The sequence below is a fragment of the Senegalia sp. (in: firmicutes) genome (assembly GCF_052088025.1).
Classification (GTDB): Bacteria; Bacillota; Clostridia; order Tissierellales; family SIT17; genus Anaeromonas.
In genome coordinates this window covers 1-14,351 of sequence record NZ_JBQCYD010000001.1, presented here as the reverse complement: position 1 = coordinate 14,351, position 14,351 = coordinate 1, and the positions used below count along the sequence as shown (strand labels likewise).

Annotated in this window: 15 protein-coding genes and 1 other annotated feature; of the genes, 12 read left to right on the top strand and 3 right to left on the bottom strand. The window is 27.9% G+C overall.

The window, feature by feature from the left end; all coding sequences use genetic code 11:
- The first annotated feature begins 103 nt into the window (after positions 1 to 103).
- From ACTHUW_RS00075 to ACTHUW_RS00055, 5 genes are all read left to right on the top strand, one after another.
- Positions 104 to 751, top strand: coding sequence for a hypothetical protein (locus ACTHUW_RS00075; RefSeq protein WP_442196998.1), 648 nt, complete (start codon positions 104 to 106; stop codon positions 749 to 751).
- Between the two features lie 166 nt (positions 752 to 917).
- A complete protein-coding gene (locus ACTHUW_RS00070; RefSeq protein WP_442196997.1) occupies positions 918 to 2,102 on the top strand; it encodes a quaternary amine ABC transporter ATP-binding protein in 1,185 nt (394 codons plus the stop codon).
- Position 2,103: 1 nt separating this feature from the next.
- Positions 2,104 to 2,934 carry an ABC transporter permease gene (locus tag ACTHUW_RS00065; RefSeq protein WP_442196996.1) on the top strand — a complete coding sequence of 277 codons (831 nt, stop codon included), beginning with the start codon at positions 2,104 to 2,106 and terminating at the stop codon, positions 2,932 to 2,934.
- A 21-nt stretch (positions 2,935 to 2,955) separates the two neighbouring features.
- On the top strand, positions 2,956 to 3,852 hold the full coding sequence (locus ACTHUW_RS00060) for a glycine betaine ABC transporter substrate-binding protein (protein WP_442196995.1): 897 nt from the start codon (positions 2,956 to 2,958) through the stop codon (positions 3,850 to 3,852).
- Positions 3,853 to 4,008: 156 nt separating this feature from the next.
- On the top strand, positions 4,009 to 4,965 hold the full coding sequence (locus ACTHUW_RS00055; RefSeq protein WP_442196994.1) for an L-threonine 3-dehydrogenase: 957 nt from the start codon (positions 4,009 to 4,011) through the stop codon (positions 4,963 to 4,965).
- Positions 4,966 to 4,981: 16 nt separating this feature from the next.
- Here the strand turns inward: ACTHUW_RS00055 and ACTHUW_RS00050 are convergent, their stop codons facing one another.
- Positions 4,982 to 5,830, bottom strand: coding sequence for a DegV family protein (locus ACTHUW_RS00050; protein WP_442196993.1), 849 nt, complete (start codon positions 5,828 to 5,830; stop codon positions 4,982 to 4,984).
- A 109-nt stretch (positions 5,831 to 5,939) separates the two neighbouring features.
- On the opposite strand from ACTHUW_RS00050, the gene ACTHUW_RS00045 reads away from it, so the two are divergent.
- From ACTHUW_RS00045 to pepF, 6 genes are all read left to right on the top strand, one after another.
- Complete coding sequence (locus ACTHUW_RS00045; protein ID WP_442196992.1) at positions 5,940 to 6,776, top strand: DegV family protein; 837 nt, start codon at positions 5,940 to 5,942, stop codon at positions 6,774 to 6,776.
- A gap of 70 nt (positions 6,777 to 6,846) precedes the next feature.
- Positions 6,847 to 7,052: a binding site (T-box leader), on the top strand.
- Between the two features lie 58 nt (positions 7,053 to 7,110).
- The gene (trpS, locus tag ACTHUW_RS00040; RefSeq protein ID WP_442196991.1) at positions 7,111 to 8,106 is read left to right on the top strand and encodes a tryptophan--tRNA ligase; all 996 of its coding nucleotides are present in this window, start codon (positions 7,111 to 7,113) and stop codon (positions 8,104 to 8,106) included.
- 106 nt (positions 8,107 to 8,212) lie between these two features.
- The gene (locus ACTHUW_RS00035) at positions 8,213 to 8,656 is read left to right on the top strand and encodes a cell wall hydrolase (protein WP_442196990.1); all 444 of its coding nucleotides are present in this window, start codon (positions 8,213 to 8,215) and stop codon (positions 8,654 to 8,656) included.
- Positions 8,657 to 8,678: 22 nt separating this feature from the next.
- Positions 8,679 to 9,029: a hypothetical protein gene (locus ACTHUW_RS00030; RefSeq protein WP_442196989.1), complete on the top strand. Its 351-nt coding sequence runs from the start codon at positions 8,679 to 8,681 to the stop codon at positions 9,027 to 9,029.
- An 80-nt stretch (positions 9,030 to 9,109) separates the two neighbouring features.
- Positions 9,110 to 9,829 (top strand): zinc dependent phospholipase C family protein, encoded by a 720-nt coding sequence (locus ACTHUW_RS00025; protein ID WP_442196988.1) that lies wholly within the window; start codon positions 9,110 to 9,112, stop codon positions 9,827 to 9,829.
- Positions 9,830 to 9,845: 16 nt separating this feature from the next.
- A complete protein-coding gene (pepF, locus tag ACTHUW_RS00020) occupies positions 9,846 to 11,636 on the top strand; it encodes an oligoendopeptidase F (RefSeq protein WP_442196987.1) in 1,791 nt (596 codons plus the stop codon).
- 36 nt (positions 11,637 to 11,672) lie between these two features.
- Here pepF and ACTHUW_RS00015 read toward each other — a convergent pair whose 3' ends face one another.
- Complete coding sequence (locus ACTHUW_RS00015) at positions 11,673 to 12,491, bottom strand: NAD(+)/NADH kinase (protein WP_442196986.1); 819 nt, start codon at positions 12,489 to 12,491, stop codon at positions 11,673 to 11,675.
- A gap of 87 nt (positions 12,492 to 12,578) precedes the next feature.
- On the opposite strand from ACTHUW_RS00015, the gene ACTHUW_RS00010 reads away from it, so the two are divergent.
- On the top strand, positions 12,579 to 13,475 hold the full coding sequence (locus ACTHUW_RS00010; RefSeq protein ID WP_442196985.1) for an RluA family pseudouridine synthase: 897 nt from the start codon (positions 12,579 to 12,581) through the stop codon (positions 13,473 to 13,475).
- A gap of 37 nt (positions 13,476 to 13,512) precedes the next feature.
- Here the strand turns inward: ACTHUW_RS00010 and ACTHUW_RS00005 are convergent, their stop codons facing one another.
- Positions 13,513 to 14,163: a hypothetical protein gene (locus ACTHUW_RS00005; RefSeq protein ID WP_442212220.1), complete on the bottom strand. Its 651-nt coding sequence runs from the start codon at positions 14,161 to 14,163 to the stop codon at positions 13,513 to 13,515.
- Positions 14,164 to 14,351: the final 188 nt, after the last annotated feature.

Here is a 14,351-nt window from a genome sequence, read left to right as displayed (position 1 = left end):
ATGAAATTACAAGCAAATAAGTTCATATATATTTTAACAAAAAAACTCTTGACAATAACGAATACGTGTTCTATTCTTTTATTAGAGGAGTGGGATTAGAATTATGAAGAAAAAATTTAATTTAGAGGATATCAGTGATGATTTAGCAGCAGAAATGTGGGGACAAATTTCAAAAAAGCACATTTTAGTAGAAGGTGTTATTTATTATTATTGTAAAGATTATTCTGGAATTATATTTAATGATAAACAGTTCAGAATAGATTCTAAAATCAAAAAAAATATAAATCCTATGGTTATTATAGAAACTTATAATTATAGGGGGAAAAAATATGTTATAGAAAGAACAAATGTGAAGGAAAAAATCCCTGAAAAACTTAAAAATAAATTTGAAAATAAAAGATGTAATGACTCAATTTCAATATTTGCTTTGACAGAAGAATCTATTAAATTATTAAAATATTATCATAAAATAATACTTAAAAATATTTATGAAAAAAGAATAGAAGAAAAAACTAATAGATATAAATCTTTGAATGGTTTTATCAACAATGAAATTAAAGAAGCTATAAAATATTTAGCTTTAAATGAACCAGAATTTATAAAGAAAAAGGATAAAGAACTTGCAAAAGAAATAATAAAAGAAGAATTAAATAGAGAATTAAAAGAACTTAAGAGTTCAAAAAAATATTCTAACATAGAATTAGATTTAATCAAAGATAGATATATACAAAGGCGAGAGCTTATAAAATGATGTAGCTTAATAAAAATATTAAGCTACATCATTTTTTTCTTAAGTTAATCTTACAATAAAACGAACTTTAAAACCTATAATGAATTTGACATACGTGTTTTTATTTGTTAGCATTTATAGATGTCAGTTAAAATGAACGTTAAAATTGAATAAAAGGAGGAATTTAATGTCAGTAGTTGAAGTAAAAGATGTTTATAAAATATTTGGTAATAAACCTAAAAAAGCATTTCCATTGCTAGAAAAGGGGATGAGCAAAGAAGAAATTTTAAAGACAACTGGAAATACAGTAGGAATAAATGATGCTAGTTTTTCGGTTGAAAAAGATGAATTTTTTGTAATTATGGGTTTATCTGGTAGTGGGAAATCTACTTTGATAAGATGTCTAAATAGATTGATAGAACCTACACAGGGAGAAATTCTAATAGATGGCCAAGATATAGTTAAAGCAGATAAAGATAAGTTAAGAGAAATAAGAAGAAAAAAAATATCAATGGTATTTCAAAACTTTGGGTTATTTCCACATAGAAATATTCTTTCGAATGTAGAATATGGATTAGAAGTTCAAGATGTAGAAAAAGAAAAAAGGAAAGCTAAAGCAATAGAAGCTATAGAGCTTGTTGGTCTTAAAGGCTATGAAGAAAGCATGCCAGATGAATTAAGTGGAGGTATGAAACAAAGAGTAGGACTTGCCCGTGCCCTTGCAAATGATCCAGATATATTATTAATGGATGAAGCCTTTAGCGCACTTGATCCACTTATTAAAAAAGAAATGCAAGATGAACTTTTAGCACTGCAAGCAAAAATGCATAAAACTATCATTTTTATTACTCATGATTTAGATGAAGCACTAAAATTAGGTGATAGAATAGCAGTAATGAAAGATGGTGTAATAGTTCAAATAGGAACAAGTGAAGATATACTTACAAACCCTGCAAATGATTATGTGAAAGAATTTGTTCAAGATGTAGATAGATCAAGAGTTGTTACAGCTGAGGCTATAATGAGAAATCCAGAAGCTTTAGTATCTTCAAAAGATGGACCAAGAGCAGCTGTAAGAAAAATGAAAGAAAATGAATTTAGCAGCGTATATGTAACTGATAAAAACAAAAAATTACAAGGAATAGTTACAATAGGGGATGCTATAAAAGCTATAGAAAAAGAAGAAAAATCATTAGATAATATATTGATAAAAGAGGTACCTAAAGCTTCCCCTGATCAGCAAATAATTGATTTATTACCTATGGCCAAAAGCTCAGATTATCCAATTGCAGTAGTAGATGGTGAGAATGTATTACTTGGAATAATTGTAAGAGCATCAATAATACTTGGAATAGTAGGGGAGGAATCATAATATGTTTACATTTCATATAGGACCATATTTTGAAAAATTTGTTTTATGGTTACAAGATACTTTTGAATTTTTGTTTGATTTTATTAAAAATATTTTAGAAGGATCTATTGAAGGTTTAGAAAGTGCACTTAACTTTATACCAAGTATTTTATTGATTTTGATAATAGGATTAATAGCTTGGAAGGTAGCTGGCAAGGGCACTGCAATATTTTCAATATTGGGTCTATTACTAATAGATGCTATGGAATTATGGCCAGATACGATTTCTACGCTTGCTCTGGTACTTAGTTCAGTTATAATAACTTTAATAATAGGTATACCACTTGGAATACTTGCATCGAAAAATGATATAGTGGATAAAATATTAAGGCCTGTTTTAGACTTTATGCAAACTATGCCAGCATTTGTATATTTAATACCGGCAGTTTTATTTTTTAGCTTAGGTAAAGTACCTGGTGCCTTTGCTACTATAATATTTTCAATGCCACCAGTTGTAAGACTTACAAATTTAGCTATAAGACAAGTGCCAAAAGAAGTTGTAGAAGCTGCTATAGCATTTGGATCTACTTCAAAACAAATGCTATTTAAAGTACAGATACCTATAGCTATGCCAACAATTTTAGCTGGTATAAATCAAACTACACTTCTTGCTTTATCTATGGTTGTAATATCAGCAATGATAGGTTCTGGAGGACTTGGAAAAATAGTGCTTCGTGGAATACAAGAATATAAAATAGGACTTGGTTTTGAAGGTGGACTTGCAGTAGTTATTTTAGCTATGGTTTTAGATAGGATAACTCAAGGATTGGGAAGTTTAGGAAAAAATAAATAAATAAAAAAATAGGAGGTAATTATGAAAAAATTAGGAAGTATATTTTTAGTAATTTTATTAAGTATGACTGTAGTATTATCAGCATGTGGTGATGATGGTGATAATACAGCTAGCGATGGTTCAGGTGATGATAGCAAAGGGGAAGTTAAACTTGCAATGGTAAACTGGGCAGAAGGTGTAGCAATGACTAATTTAGCAGAAGCTATCTTAGAAGAGAAAATGGGTTATGATGTAGAATCAACTACAGCAGAACCAGGGCTTATATATACATCACTTGCAGAAGGTGATTATGATGCATTTTTAGATGGTTGGTTACCGTTAACTCATGGTGATTTTATGGATCAATTTGGTGATGATGTAGCAGATTTAGGTCCAAATTATGAAAATGCTAAAATTGGTCTTGTTGTACCGTCATATGTAGATGTTGATTCAATAGAAGAATTAAATGAGAATAAAGATTTATTTGAAGGACAAATAGTTGGAATTGACTCTGGAGCTGGAATAATGAAAGCTTCAGGAGAAGCTATAGAAGAATATGATTTAGATTTTGAGCTTCTAGAGAGTAGTGGACCAGTTATGACTACAGAATTATCATCTGCAATTAAAGATGAAAAACCTATTATAGTTACAGGTTGGACACCACATTGGAAATTTTCAAGATATGATCTTAAATTTTTAGAAGATCCTAAAAAAGTATATGGTGAAAGTGAAACAATTCATACTATAGCTAGAAAAAACATAAAAGAAGATATGCCAGAAGTTGCAACTTTTTTAGAAAATTTTAAAATGAATGATGACCAACTTGGTGGATTAATGGGCGAAATATCTGATAGTGATAAAGAACCATTAGAGGTAGCAAAAGAATGGATGAATGAAAATGAAGAATTAGTAAATGGTTGGATACCAGAGGAAAAATAATATATAAAAAACCCTAACTTTAACAAAAAAACACTTTCAAATAGATAATCTATTTGGAAGTGTTTTTAATTAATTAAATAATAATAACTTGATTTTTATTTATTTTTAAGTTATTCTTTATTTATAAAGCATTAAAATTTAGTGGAGGTGTCGAGTGTGAAAAAGTTTTTAATTACAGGAGCATTAGGACAAATAGGTTCTGAACTTGCTATGGAACTGAGAAAACGTTATGGTAATGAAAATGTAGTTGCTAGCGATTTAAGCAAAAGAGAATCTATAGTCGTTGAATCAGGACCTTTTGAAGTTTTAGATATAACAGATTCAGATAAATTAGATGAAATAGTAAAAAAGCATGAAATTAATTGGATAATAAATTTAGCAGCAATACTTTCAGCTGTTGGAGAAAAAAACCCATCATTAGCATGGGAAATTAATATGAATGGTTTATTTAATGTTCTTGAGGTTGCACGTGAAAATAACTGTGCTGTATTTACTCCAAGTTCTATAGCAGCTTTTGGACCAAACACTCCAAAGGATGATACACCACAAGATACTATTCAAAGACCAAACACTATGTATGGTGTTACAAAGGTATCAGGAGAGCTTTTATGTGATTATTATTATGAGAAATTTGGAGTAGACACAAGAGGAGTTCGCTTCCCGGGACTAATATCTTATTCTACACTTCCTGGTGGAGGAACTACTGATTATGCAGTTCATATATATTATGAAGCACTTAAAAAAGGCAAATTCACATGTCCTCTTGATGAAGATACTTATATGGATATGATGTATATGCCAGATGCTATAAATGCTATTATTGACTTAATAGAAGCTGATGCAAGCAAATTAAAGCATAGAAATGCATTTAATGTAACAGCTATGAGCTTTAATCCTGAAATGATAGCTAATGAAATTAAAAAACATATTTCTGAATTTACAATGGATTATGATGTAAATAATGATTTACAAAAAATCGCTAATTCTTGGCCAAATTCATTAGATGATAGTGCAGCAAAAAAGGAATGGGATTGGAATCCTAAATATGATTTAGAAGCAATGACAAAAGATATGTTAGATAAATTAAAAGAAAAGTTAAACATAGAAAAATAAAGGCTGAACTCAGCCTTTATTTTTTTATATAATATATTCCAGAAGTGTTTTTTCCACAATGACTTGATATAACACAGCCTGCTTCTATTAATAATATTTCTTTAAAATTCATATTTTTTTCTAGTTCTTCTTTAATATATACAGCATCAATTAAGGACATTGATTCTCCAACTATAATTCTATCTAAATCAATAGAATCTTTATTTTGATAGATACTATTTAAAACCAAATCAATAGCTTTTCTTTTTTTGCCACGTGGTTTTTGACCTAAAAGAATATTACCATCATTAACTTTTAAAATAGGTTTAATTTTAAGTAATCCTCCCACTAGAGATTGTATACTGCTACATCTCCCACCTTTATGCAAGTATTCAAAATCATCTACTATAAAAAAGGTTTTTACCTTAGGTATTATATTTTCTATTTCATTTACTATTTCTTTTGATTTCATACCTTTATTTATAAATTCATTTGCCTTTAATAAGAGAAGTCCTATACCAGCAGAAAGATTTTTAGAATCTATAATATTTATATCAGCATCTTCAAATTCATCTTTGGTAAGTTTTGCATTTAGAATTGTAGAAGATAATTCAGAGGATAATCCAATATATATTATAGAATCACCATTTTCTACAAATGGTTTAAAAGCATTGTAGAAATCTGAAGGAGAGGGTGCAGAGGTTTTAGGTAATTTATTTAACTTATCAACTCTTTTATATAAATTATGAGTATCCATATCTATTCCATCTTTATAAGAATCTTCACCAAACACTACATATAAGGGAATTATAGTGATATTTAATTCATCTAATAATTCCTTGGGTAAATCACAAGTACTATCAGAAAAAAGCTTAATATTATTCATTTTTTTCACCTTCCATAACTATAAATTATCAATAAAATTTATATTCTATTCAATATATCAATAATATGATATTATAATATTAACTTAGAAATGTAAAGGAGAAACAAAAATGAAGATAATAGCAGATAGTTGTTGTGATTTAAATGAAGAGCTAAAAAAAGATATAAATATAGAATTGGTACCCTTAACTATACAAATAAATTATGAAGAGATTATAGATGATAAAAATTTAAATACATATGAACTCATAGATAAAATGGAAAAAAGTTCAGATTATCCTAAAACAGCAAGTCCATCACCTGCACATTTTTTGAAAAAATACAATGAAAGTGAGAAAAGTTTTGTTGTAACATTGTCATCAGCACTTAGCAGTACTTATGATAGCGCAATGATGGCTAAAAACATGCTGTTAGATGAAGGGAAAGGTAAATTTGTTCATGTATTTGATTCTTTAAGTGCTTCAGTAGGAGAAACCTTAATATGTATAAAAATAAATGATTTAATTAAAAGTGGTATTGATGAAAATGAAATAATAAAGAGAACCAATGAATATATAAAAGAAATGAAAACTTTTTTTGTATTAGAATCCTTAGATAATCTTATAAAAGCAGGTAGAATGAGTAAGATGAAAGGTCATATTGCATCAGTCCTATCTATAAAGCCTATAATGGGTTCAACTGATGATGGCAACATAAGACTTGTTAAGAAGGTAAGGGGATCAAACAAAGCATTATTAAACCTTGTAGATGTAATAGGAGAAGAAGGAGAGCCTTCTAAATTCAGTGAAAAAATATTAGGCATATCTCATGTTAATGCATATGAAAAAGCTAAAAAATTAAAAGATGATATTTTAAAAAAATATAATTTTAAAGATGTAATAATAGTTGAAGCAAGGGGAATAAGTACAGTATATGCTAATAAAGGTGGTATAATAATTGCCTATTAATCTATAATTATATTTTAAATAATTTTATTTGGGTAAATACTATATTAAAGGAAATTAAAAAACAATATAAATAAAATCTATGACTAAGAGTAGTAAGTAAAAGCCCTTAATTTAGCGAGCTGATGATGGTGAAAGATCAGTATTAAGCATTTACTGAATGGACTTAGGAGTATAAGCTTGAATTTAAGTATGGCTTATCGGTTTCTACCGTTAAAAGAGTAAAGATGACTAATGGTCAATTAGAGTGGTACCGTGATTTAATCCATCGCCTCTATTATATATAATAGAGCGATGGATTTTTTATACAAAAAATAAAGCGAAAGAAGTGATTTTTATGAGTGGAAAAGAAGTAATATTTAGTGGAGTGCAGCCTTCTGGAGATTTGACACTTGGAAATTATCTAGGAGCTATAAGGAATTGGGTGGATTTACAAGATGAATATGATTGTTACTATTGTGTTGTAGATTTACATTCTATAACTGTACCTCAAGAACCAAAGGATTTAAGAAGAAGAACCTTAGAAGTCATGTCTTTGTATATGGCATGTGGAATTGACCCTAAGAAATCGACTATATTTATACAATCACATGTACCAGAACATGTTGAGTTATCATGGGTATTATCTACTATGACTTATCTTGGGGAATTAAATAGGATGACTCAATTTAAAGATAAAACTAAAAAAAATGAAAAGAATTTAAATGCTGGCTTATTTACCTATCCTGTGCTTATGGCATCAGATATTTTACTATATAATACTAATGCTGTACCAGTAGGAGATGATCAAAAGCAACATTTAGAGCTTGCACGTGATTTAGCAGATAGATTTAACAATAGATATAGTAATACATTTCAAGTACCAGAACCCCTCATATCAAAAGTTGGAGCTAGAATAATGGACTTACAAGATCCAGAAAAAAAGATGTCAAAATCAGCTGAAAATGAAAATGGATATATATTATTAAAAGATGATCCAGATACTATTAGAAGAAAAGTTAAAAGAAGTATAACTGACTCAATAAACAAAGTTAAATATAGTGACGATCAACCTGGAATCAAAAACTTACTTACAATTTATTCTAAATTAACTGGTGAAGAAATAAAAGATATTGAAAAGAGATATACGGATAAAGGGTATGGAGAGTTTAAGTCTGACCTAGCAGAAGTTATTGTCAATCATTTAAGCCCTATAAGAGAAAAATATTTAGAATATATGAATGACAAGGATTATTTAAAAGAAGTGTATAATGAGGGATGCGAAAAAGCAAGTAAAGTAGCTAGAAAAACACTTAGAAAAGTATATAAAAAGACTGGATTTATGGCAAGATAAAACAAAGGACTTCTTAATATTTAAATATTAAGAAGTCCTTTGTTTTTTTGTATCAAAATAAGGAGATTATAAATATACTAATAGTAGTTAGTTAGGAGGGATTTCCATGCCAATGTCTGCACGAGAATTGTTAGCAAGAATTATAAAATGTGAGGCAGGGGGGGAAGGAGATGCTGGAATGAAGGCTGTTGCTACGGTTGTTATGAATAGAGTACATGTAGCAAATGGAGAATATCAAAGAGTAAATCAAGGGAATTTAAGAAATGTAATATTTCAAGAAGGCCAATTTGACTGTGTAAGAAATGTGATAGGTGGAAGAAGAAATCCTCAAACGATTTGGGCTACTCCGCCAGAACAAGTTCACTATGATGTTGCAGATTGGGCTTTATCAGGCAATAAACAATGGAATATTGTTAATTCCCTATGGTATATGAATCCTTTTATCCCCGAATGTCCTAGTTACTTTCCAAGAAATAGATCTGGAGTTATAAATACTAGAATAAGAAAGCATTGTTTTTTTGATCCAACAGAATTATATAAAGAAACTTAAAATATCAAGGAGGTTTTTGTAAATGTATTCAAATAATTTTAATATGCCAAACTATAACAATATGCCAAATTCCAATATGCCTAATTATAACTATCCTGATAGGCCTAGAAATCCTAATATCCCAAGAGAACCTAATATGGATAGAGAAGATTTACCAGTACTTAAAGATGAAGAATATATGCAAGGATATTTAATGAATATAATAGGAGAATATGTCAGAATAGATTTTTTAATAGGTACTAATACTTTTATAGATAAAGAAGGTAGACTTCTTGATGTAGGTGTAGATTATGTAGTGTTACAGGAAGCTGAAAGTGATGATTATGTGATTGGAGACTTATATTCAATTAAATTTGTGAAGGTATTAAGATAAAAAGGTGTTTAACACCTTTTTTTTTGTTTTATTTGGGTATTATATATATAATAAAATAAATATTCATAAAGGATGGTAGTATGAATAAATTAGAAGAATATTATGGAAGAGCCTTTAGATCTGTATTATGGTTTTTAAATCCATTTAAAAAGAAAGTAATTACAACTGAATGTCAGGTGCATAGATTTATTAATTATCAATCTATGAAGCTGTTAGCTGATAATAATTATATGAAAGAATTTGAATTATATAATCATTATTTGGATGAATTAAATAGAGGTGTAGTTTGGGCAGATCAAGATTTTAAAAGTACAAGTCATTTTTATAGTCCTACTAAACATAGGGGAATGTTTGGCCATGAAGATGCAAAGAGTTTAACTAATAAATATTATAAAAAAGCTCTTTCATATTGGAAGAAGGATTATAAAAGTAGAGCTATGTTTTATTTAGGTGCAGCACTTCATATTACTCAAGATATGACTGTTGCCCAACATGTAAATATTCGTCTCTTGGATAGTCACAAGCAATATGAGACATTTGTAAAAACTACCTATGATATAGTAAAGGAGTTTCGAACAAGTGAAAAGCCAATAGAATTCAAACATTTAGATAGTTATATAATATTTAATGGTAAAATAGCTCTAAAAGAGTATGAGAAATATAAACATATTGAAAATAAAAGAGAAAAATATTATAAGCTTACAAAATGTTCCCTACCTATGGCCCAAAGAACTACAGCTGGGTTAATGTTGAAATTCTTAAAGGATGTAGATTATGATTTTAATAAAAATTCAAAATAAGGATGTGTATAATTAAATGAGAAAAGTGAAATTAAGAGAAGAGATAGATTCTAAGTACAAATGGGACATAGAATCTATGTATAAAAATAATGAAGAATGGGAAAAGGATTTTAAAAAGGTTAAAATTTTAATAGATGAATTAGCATTATTTAAAGGTAATGTAGTTACAAATGCTGATAATTTATATAGACTTTTAAGATTAAAAGATGAGCTTTCTAGAACTATGAGCAATGTTTATACTTTTGCAAAAATGAAACAAGATGAAGATACAAATAATCCTAAGTACCAAGAGTTTACAGATAGAGCAACTACACTAATGGTTAATATTTCAGAAAGCTCTTCTTTTATAGTTCCAGAGATATTAAAATTAGAAAAAAAGGATATATTAAGATTTAAAAAGGATATAATGGCTTTGAATGAATATTCACATTATTTAGATGAAATATTTAGACAGAAGGAACATATCTTATCAGAAAAAGAAGAAACTATAATAGCAGGCGTGGGGGATATTGCAAATGGTCCTGAAAATACATTTTCAATGCTTAATAATGCAGATTTAGAATTTCCAAGTATAAGGAATGAAGATGGGGAAGAAATTCAAATTACTCATGGCTCATTTATACCTTTAATGGAGAGTAAGGATAGAACTTTAAGGAGAAATGCATTTAAGGCCCTATATAAGACCTATAACGATTATAAAAATACATTTGCAAGTATTTTAAATACCAATATAAAGAAAAACATTTTTTATTCTAAAGTTAGAAAATACAATTCTTCTCTAGAAGCTGCATTAGATGGAGATAATATTCCTGTAAAGGTATATGATAATTTAATTGAGTCAGTAAATGAAAACTTATATAAGATGCATAAATATATTGAAATAAGAAAGAGAGCACTTGATTTAGGAGATATTCATTTTTATGATTTATATACACCCATAGTGAAAGATATAGATATGGATATAGAATATGAACAAGCAAAAGAAGAGATTTTAAAAGGATTAGCTCCTTTAAAAAGTGAATATTTAAGAGAAGTTGAAAATGGATTTAATTCAGGTTGGATAGATGTATATGAAAACAAAGGTAAAAGAAGTGGTGCTTATTCTTGGGGAACTTATGATTCTAAACCATTTATACTATTAAATTATCAAAACACATTAGATAATATGTTTACAATTGCACATGAAATAGGTCATTCTATGCATAGTTATTTTTCGAAAAAACAACCCTATGTATATTCAAATTATAGTATTTTTGTAGCTGAAGTAGCATCTACGGTAAATGAAGCCTTACTTATAAACCATATGATAGAAACAACTGTAGAACCTAGGAAAAAATTATATTTTTTAAATCATTTCTTAGAACAATTTAGAGGAACCATATATAGACAGACAATGTTTGCAGAATTTGAAAAGATAATACATGAAAAGACAGAAAGTGGAGAATCTCTTACAGCAGAATCTTTCAGTATTATTTATAAGGATTTAAATAAGAAATATTATGGTGAGCAAATAGTTATAGATGATGAAATAGCAATGGAATGGGCAAGGATACCTCATTTTTATTATGACTTTTATGTTTATCAATATGCAACTGGATTTTCAGCAGCAATTCAATTATCTCAAAAGATATTAAGTGGAGAAGAAGGTGCTATAGAGAGTTATTTAGAGTTTTTAAAAAGTGGAAGTTCAGATTATCCTGTAGAAGTACTTAAAAAAGCTGGTGTAGATATGACAACTAAAAACCCTATAGATGATGCACTGAAATTATTTGGAGAATTAGTAGATAAAATGGAAAGACTTATATAAATAAGGCTCCCAAGAGGGAGCCTTATTTATATATTATTATAAAAATTTATCTCTGACATTGCTCCAGAAATCTTTTTTACCAATATTTAATAGATTAATAGTCATATTAGAAAGTTTAAATATTATATGGGTTATATTTTCATATCTATGTTGATTTCCATCTACAGTAATAAGTAAAGAGTTTTCATCCCTATATTCTGGTGCTATTTGTATTTCCATGTCACTTGGAACAATTGAACTAGTGGTAAGAGAACGATAAACTTTGGAATTTATAGGTGATAGAGGTGTTAGTTGTAAAACATCTAGTGTAGTATATACAATACTTCCACCAGCTGAAAAATTATAAGCAGTACTTCCCATAGGAGTAGATACAATAACTCCATCACCACTGAATCTTTCCAGATAAGTATTATCTATAGAAATATTTAAATGTATAACCCTTGATTCTATTCCCTTTACTACAATTTCATTTACTCCTATAAGATTTATACAACTATTTCTTGTACACACCAAAGCTTCTACCAAGTATAATGAATCAACTATATAATCCTTAGAATCTAATTTATCCAAGAACTCATCTAAATTTGTAGGAGATATCTCTTGAAAAAAACCTAAATGTCCTGTATTTATTCCAACGAAAGGTATCTCAGGGAATGAATATTGATGTACTGCTGTTAAAAATGATCCATCACCTCCAACACAAATGTTTAATATAGCTTCATTATCATATTCTTTAGTAACCTCATAACCTCTATCAGTTAATTTTTGCTTTAATAAATTTGATGTATTTGATGATTCTTTATCATTATTATAGATTACATTTATTTTTTTGTTTTTATATGTAGAATTATCCATTTTTATTTACCCCCTTATGTGATGAGTGAAACTTTGATATATTTATTATATAATAAATTATGATAAAAGACTAAAAGGAATGATAATATGATTATACCCAAAGAAAACCATAGTATTATGAACATAAAAGTTAATTATAAAAAAATAAAGTTAAAAGATTTTTTAATGACTGAATTAGGATTATCTTCTAGATTATTTAAAAAACTCATTAAAGAGAAAAATATATTTGTAAATAACAAACCATTAAATGACATATATAATTTAGTTAAGGATGATATGATTACAATAAAATTTGAAGATGAAAAACCTGTATATAAAGCTCAAAAGATGGATCTAGATATAATATATGAAGATTTAGATTTAATTGCAATAAATAAAAATCCCTACATATTAGTCCATCCCACAAAAACACATATAGAAAATACCCTTACTAATGCTATAGCTTATTATTTTAAGTCTAATAATATAAATAAGAAGGTGAGATTAGTAAATCGTTTAGATATGGATACATCAGGAATATTAATTGTAGCAAAAAACCCTTATGGGCAGGCTCAAATGGCTAAGCAATTTAAAAATAATATTGAAAAGAAATATATAGCCATAGTTGATGGAATAATTAAAGAAGATAAAGGAAGGATAGATTTACCTATAATGAAAGAAGAAGGAGGAATAAAGCAGATAGTAGATGAAAGGGGTAAAAGAGCAATAACAGAGTTTAAAGTAATAAAAAGATTAAAGAACTCTACAATAGTTGAATTGAAAATAATCACAGGCAAAACTCACCAAATCAGGGTTCATTTAACTCATTTAGGTCATCCTATCATAGGGGATTCCTTATATGGAAGGGAAAGTTTCCTAATAAAAAGACAAGCACTTCATTCTTATTATTTAAAATTTAAAAGTATTAGAGACCAAAAAGAAATAGAGCTACAATCAGACTTACCTTATGATATGAAAGACTTGATAAAAAAATTAAATAATTAGCTAGAATATTCTAGCTAATTATTTAATTTAATTGAACCTATTCATTTGATTCTTTTTCATCATCACCTAAAATATCTAATAAACCTAGTAATTTACCTATATCTGGTTTATTTTTATTATTATCACTATCTTTACTAGATTGAGCAAGCAAAGGTCCTATAAGATCGATAATATTATCTAAACTATCATTTTCATTTTCAGAAGAATTTAGATTGGTTAGAACTTTAAGCATTCCTTTATACATATCTATATTAGTAGCTATAGAGATATATGGGCTTATTTTTTTATATTCTGTTTGTGGTAATTCTTCTTTTAATATGTAAGAGACTCTATTTGTTTTTTCTTTTGGATTCAATTCATTAGCAACTACAACAGGTGATACTGTGCTTGTTCTTTTGAAAAAATCCATGACTATAAAGGATTTGCTTATTCTATCATACATTGGTAAATATTTGTTTATTATGCTTATAAAATCTTGTGGCAAATAAGGAGCTACTTTGATTAAAATATCTACCTTATCTAATACTTTGCTTAAATTAATCTTAGATAAGCTTTTTAAATCTAAATTTAAAGCACCGTTTTTTTCTTTTTTTAAAATCTTTTGTAAAATAGGTATTAATAAAATTAATAATAAAGGATTATCTAATAAACTTTTAACCCTTTTTTCAATGGGGGAGAGCTCATTCACATTCTTACCTCCTTATAAAAAAATAGAATTCTGTATTATATCTTATGTAGGAGTTGGATATGTGTGACAAAAAAATAGTTTGATCTTTCTTTGTAATATTAAAAGATTATAAAACATATCTTTTAAATAGATATTTAGATAGTTGCAGAATGTGATTTTTAAAAATATCTGTGTTATCCACAAGAAAG

Coding starts and splice junctions, on each gene's coding strand:
- ACTHUW_RS00075 (WP_442196998.1), top strand. CDS start 104: ATGAAGAAAAAATTTAATTTAGAGGATATCAGTGATGATTTAGCAGCA.
- ACTHUW_RS00070 (WP_442196997.1), top strand. CDS start 918: ATGTCAGTAGTTGAAGTAAAAGATGTTTATAAAATATTTGGTAATAAA.
- ACTHUW_RS00065 (WP_442196996.1), top strand. CDS start 2,104: ATGTTTACATTTCATATAGGACCATATTTTGAAAAATTTGTTTTATGG.
- ACTHUW_RS00060 (WP_442196995.1), top strand. CDS start 2,956: ATGAAAAAATTAGGAAGTATATTTTTAGTAATTTTATTAAGTATGACT.
- ACTHUW_RS00050 (WP_442196993.1), bottom strand. CDS start 5,830: ATGAATAATATTAAGCTTTTTTCTGATAGTACTTGTGATTTACCCAAG.
- ACTHUW_RS00045 (WP_442196992.1), top strand. CDS start 5,940: ATGAAGATAATAGCAGATAGTTGTTGTGATTTAAATGAAGAGCTAAAA.
- trpS (WP_442196991.1), top strand. CDS start 7,111: ATGAGTGGAAAAGAAGTAATATTTAGTGGAGTGCAGCCTTCTGGAGAT.
- ACTHUW_RS00035 (WP_442196990.1), top strand. CDS start 8,213: ATGCCAATGTCTGCACGAGAATTGTTAGCAAGAATTATAAAATGTGAG.
- ACTHUW_RS00030 (WP_442196989.1), top strand. CDS start 8,679: ATGTATTCAAATAATTTTAATATGCCAAACTATAACAATATGCCAAAT.
- ACTHUW_RS00025 (WP_442196988.1), top strand. CDS start 9,110: ATGAATAAATTAGAAGAATATTATGGAAGAGCCTTTAGATCTGTATTA.
- pepF (WP_442196987.1), top strand. CDS start 9,846: ATGAGAAAAGTGAAATTAAGAGAAGAGATAGATTCTAAGTACAAATGG.
- ACTHUW_RS00015 (WP_442196986.1), bottom strand. CDS start 12,491: ATGGATAATTCTACATATAAAAACAAAAAAATAAATGTAATCTATAAT.
- ACTHUW_RS00010 (WP_442196985.1), top strand. CDS start 12,579: ATGATTATACCCAAAGAAAACCATAGTATTATGAACATAAAAGTTAAT.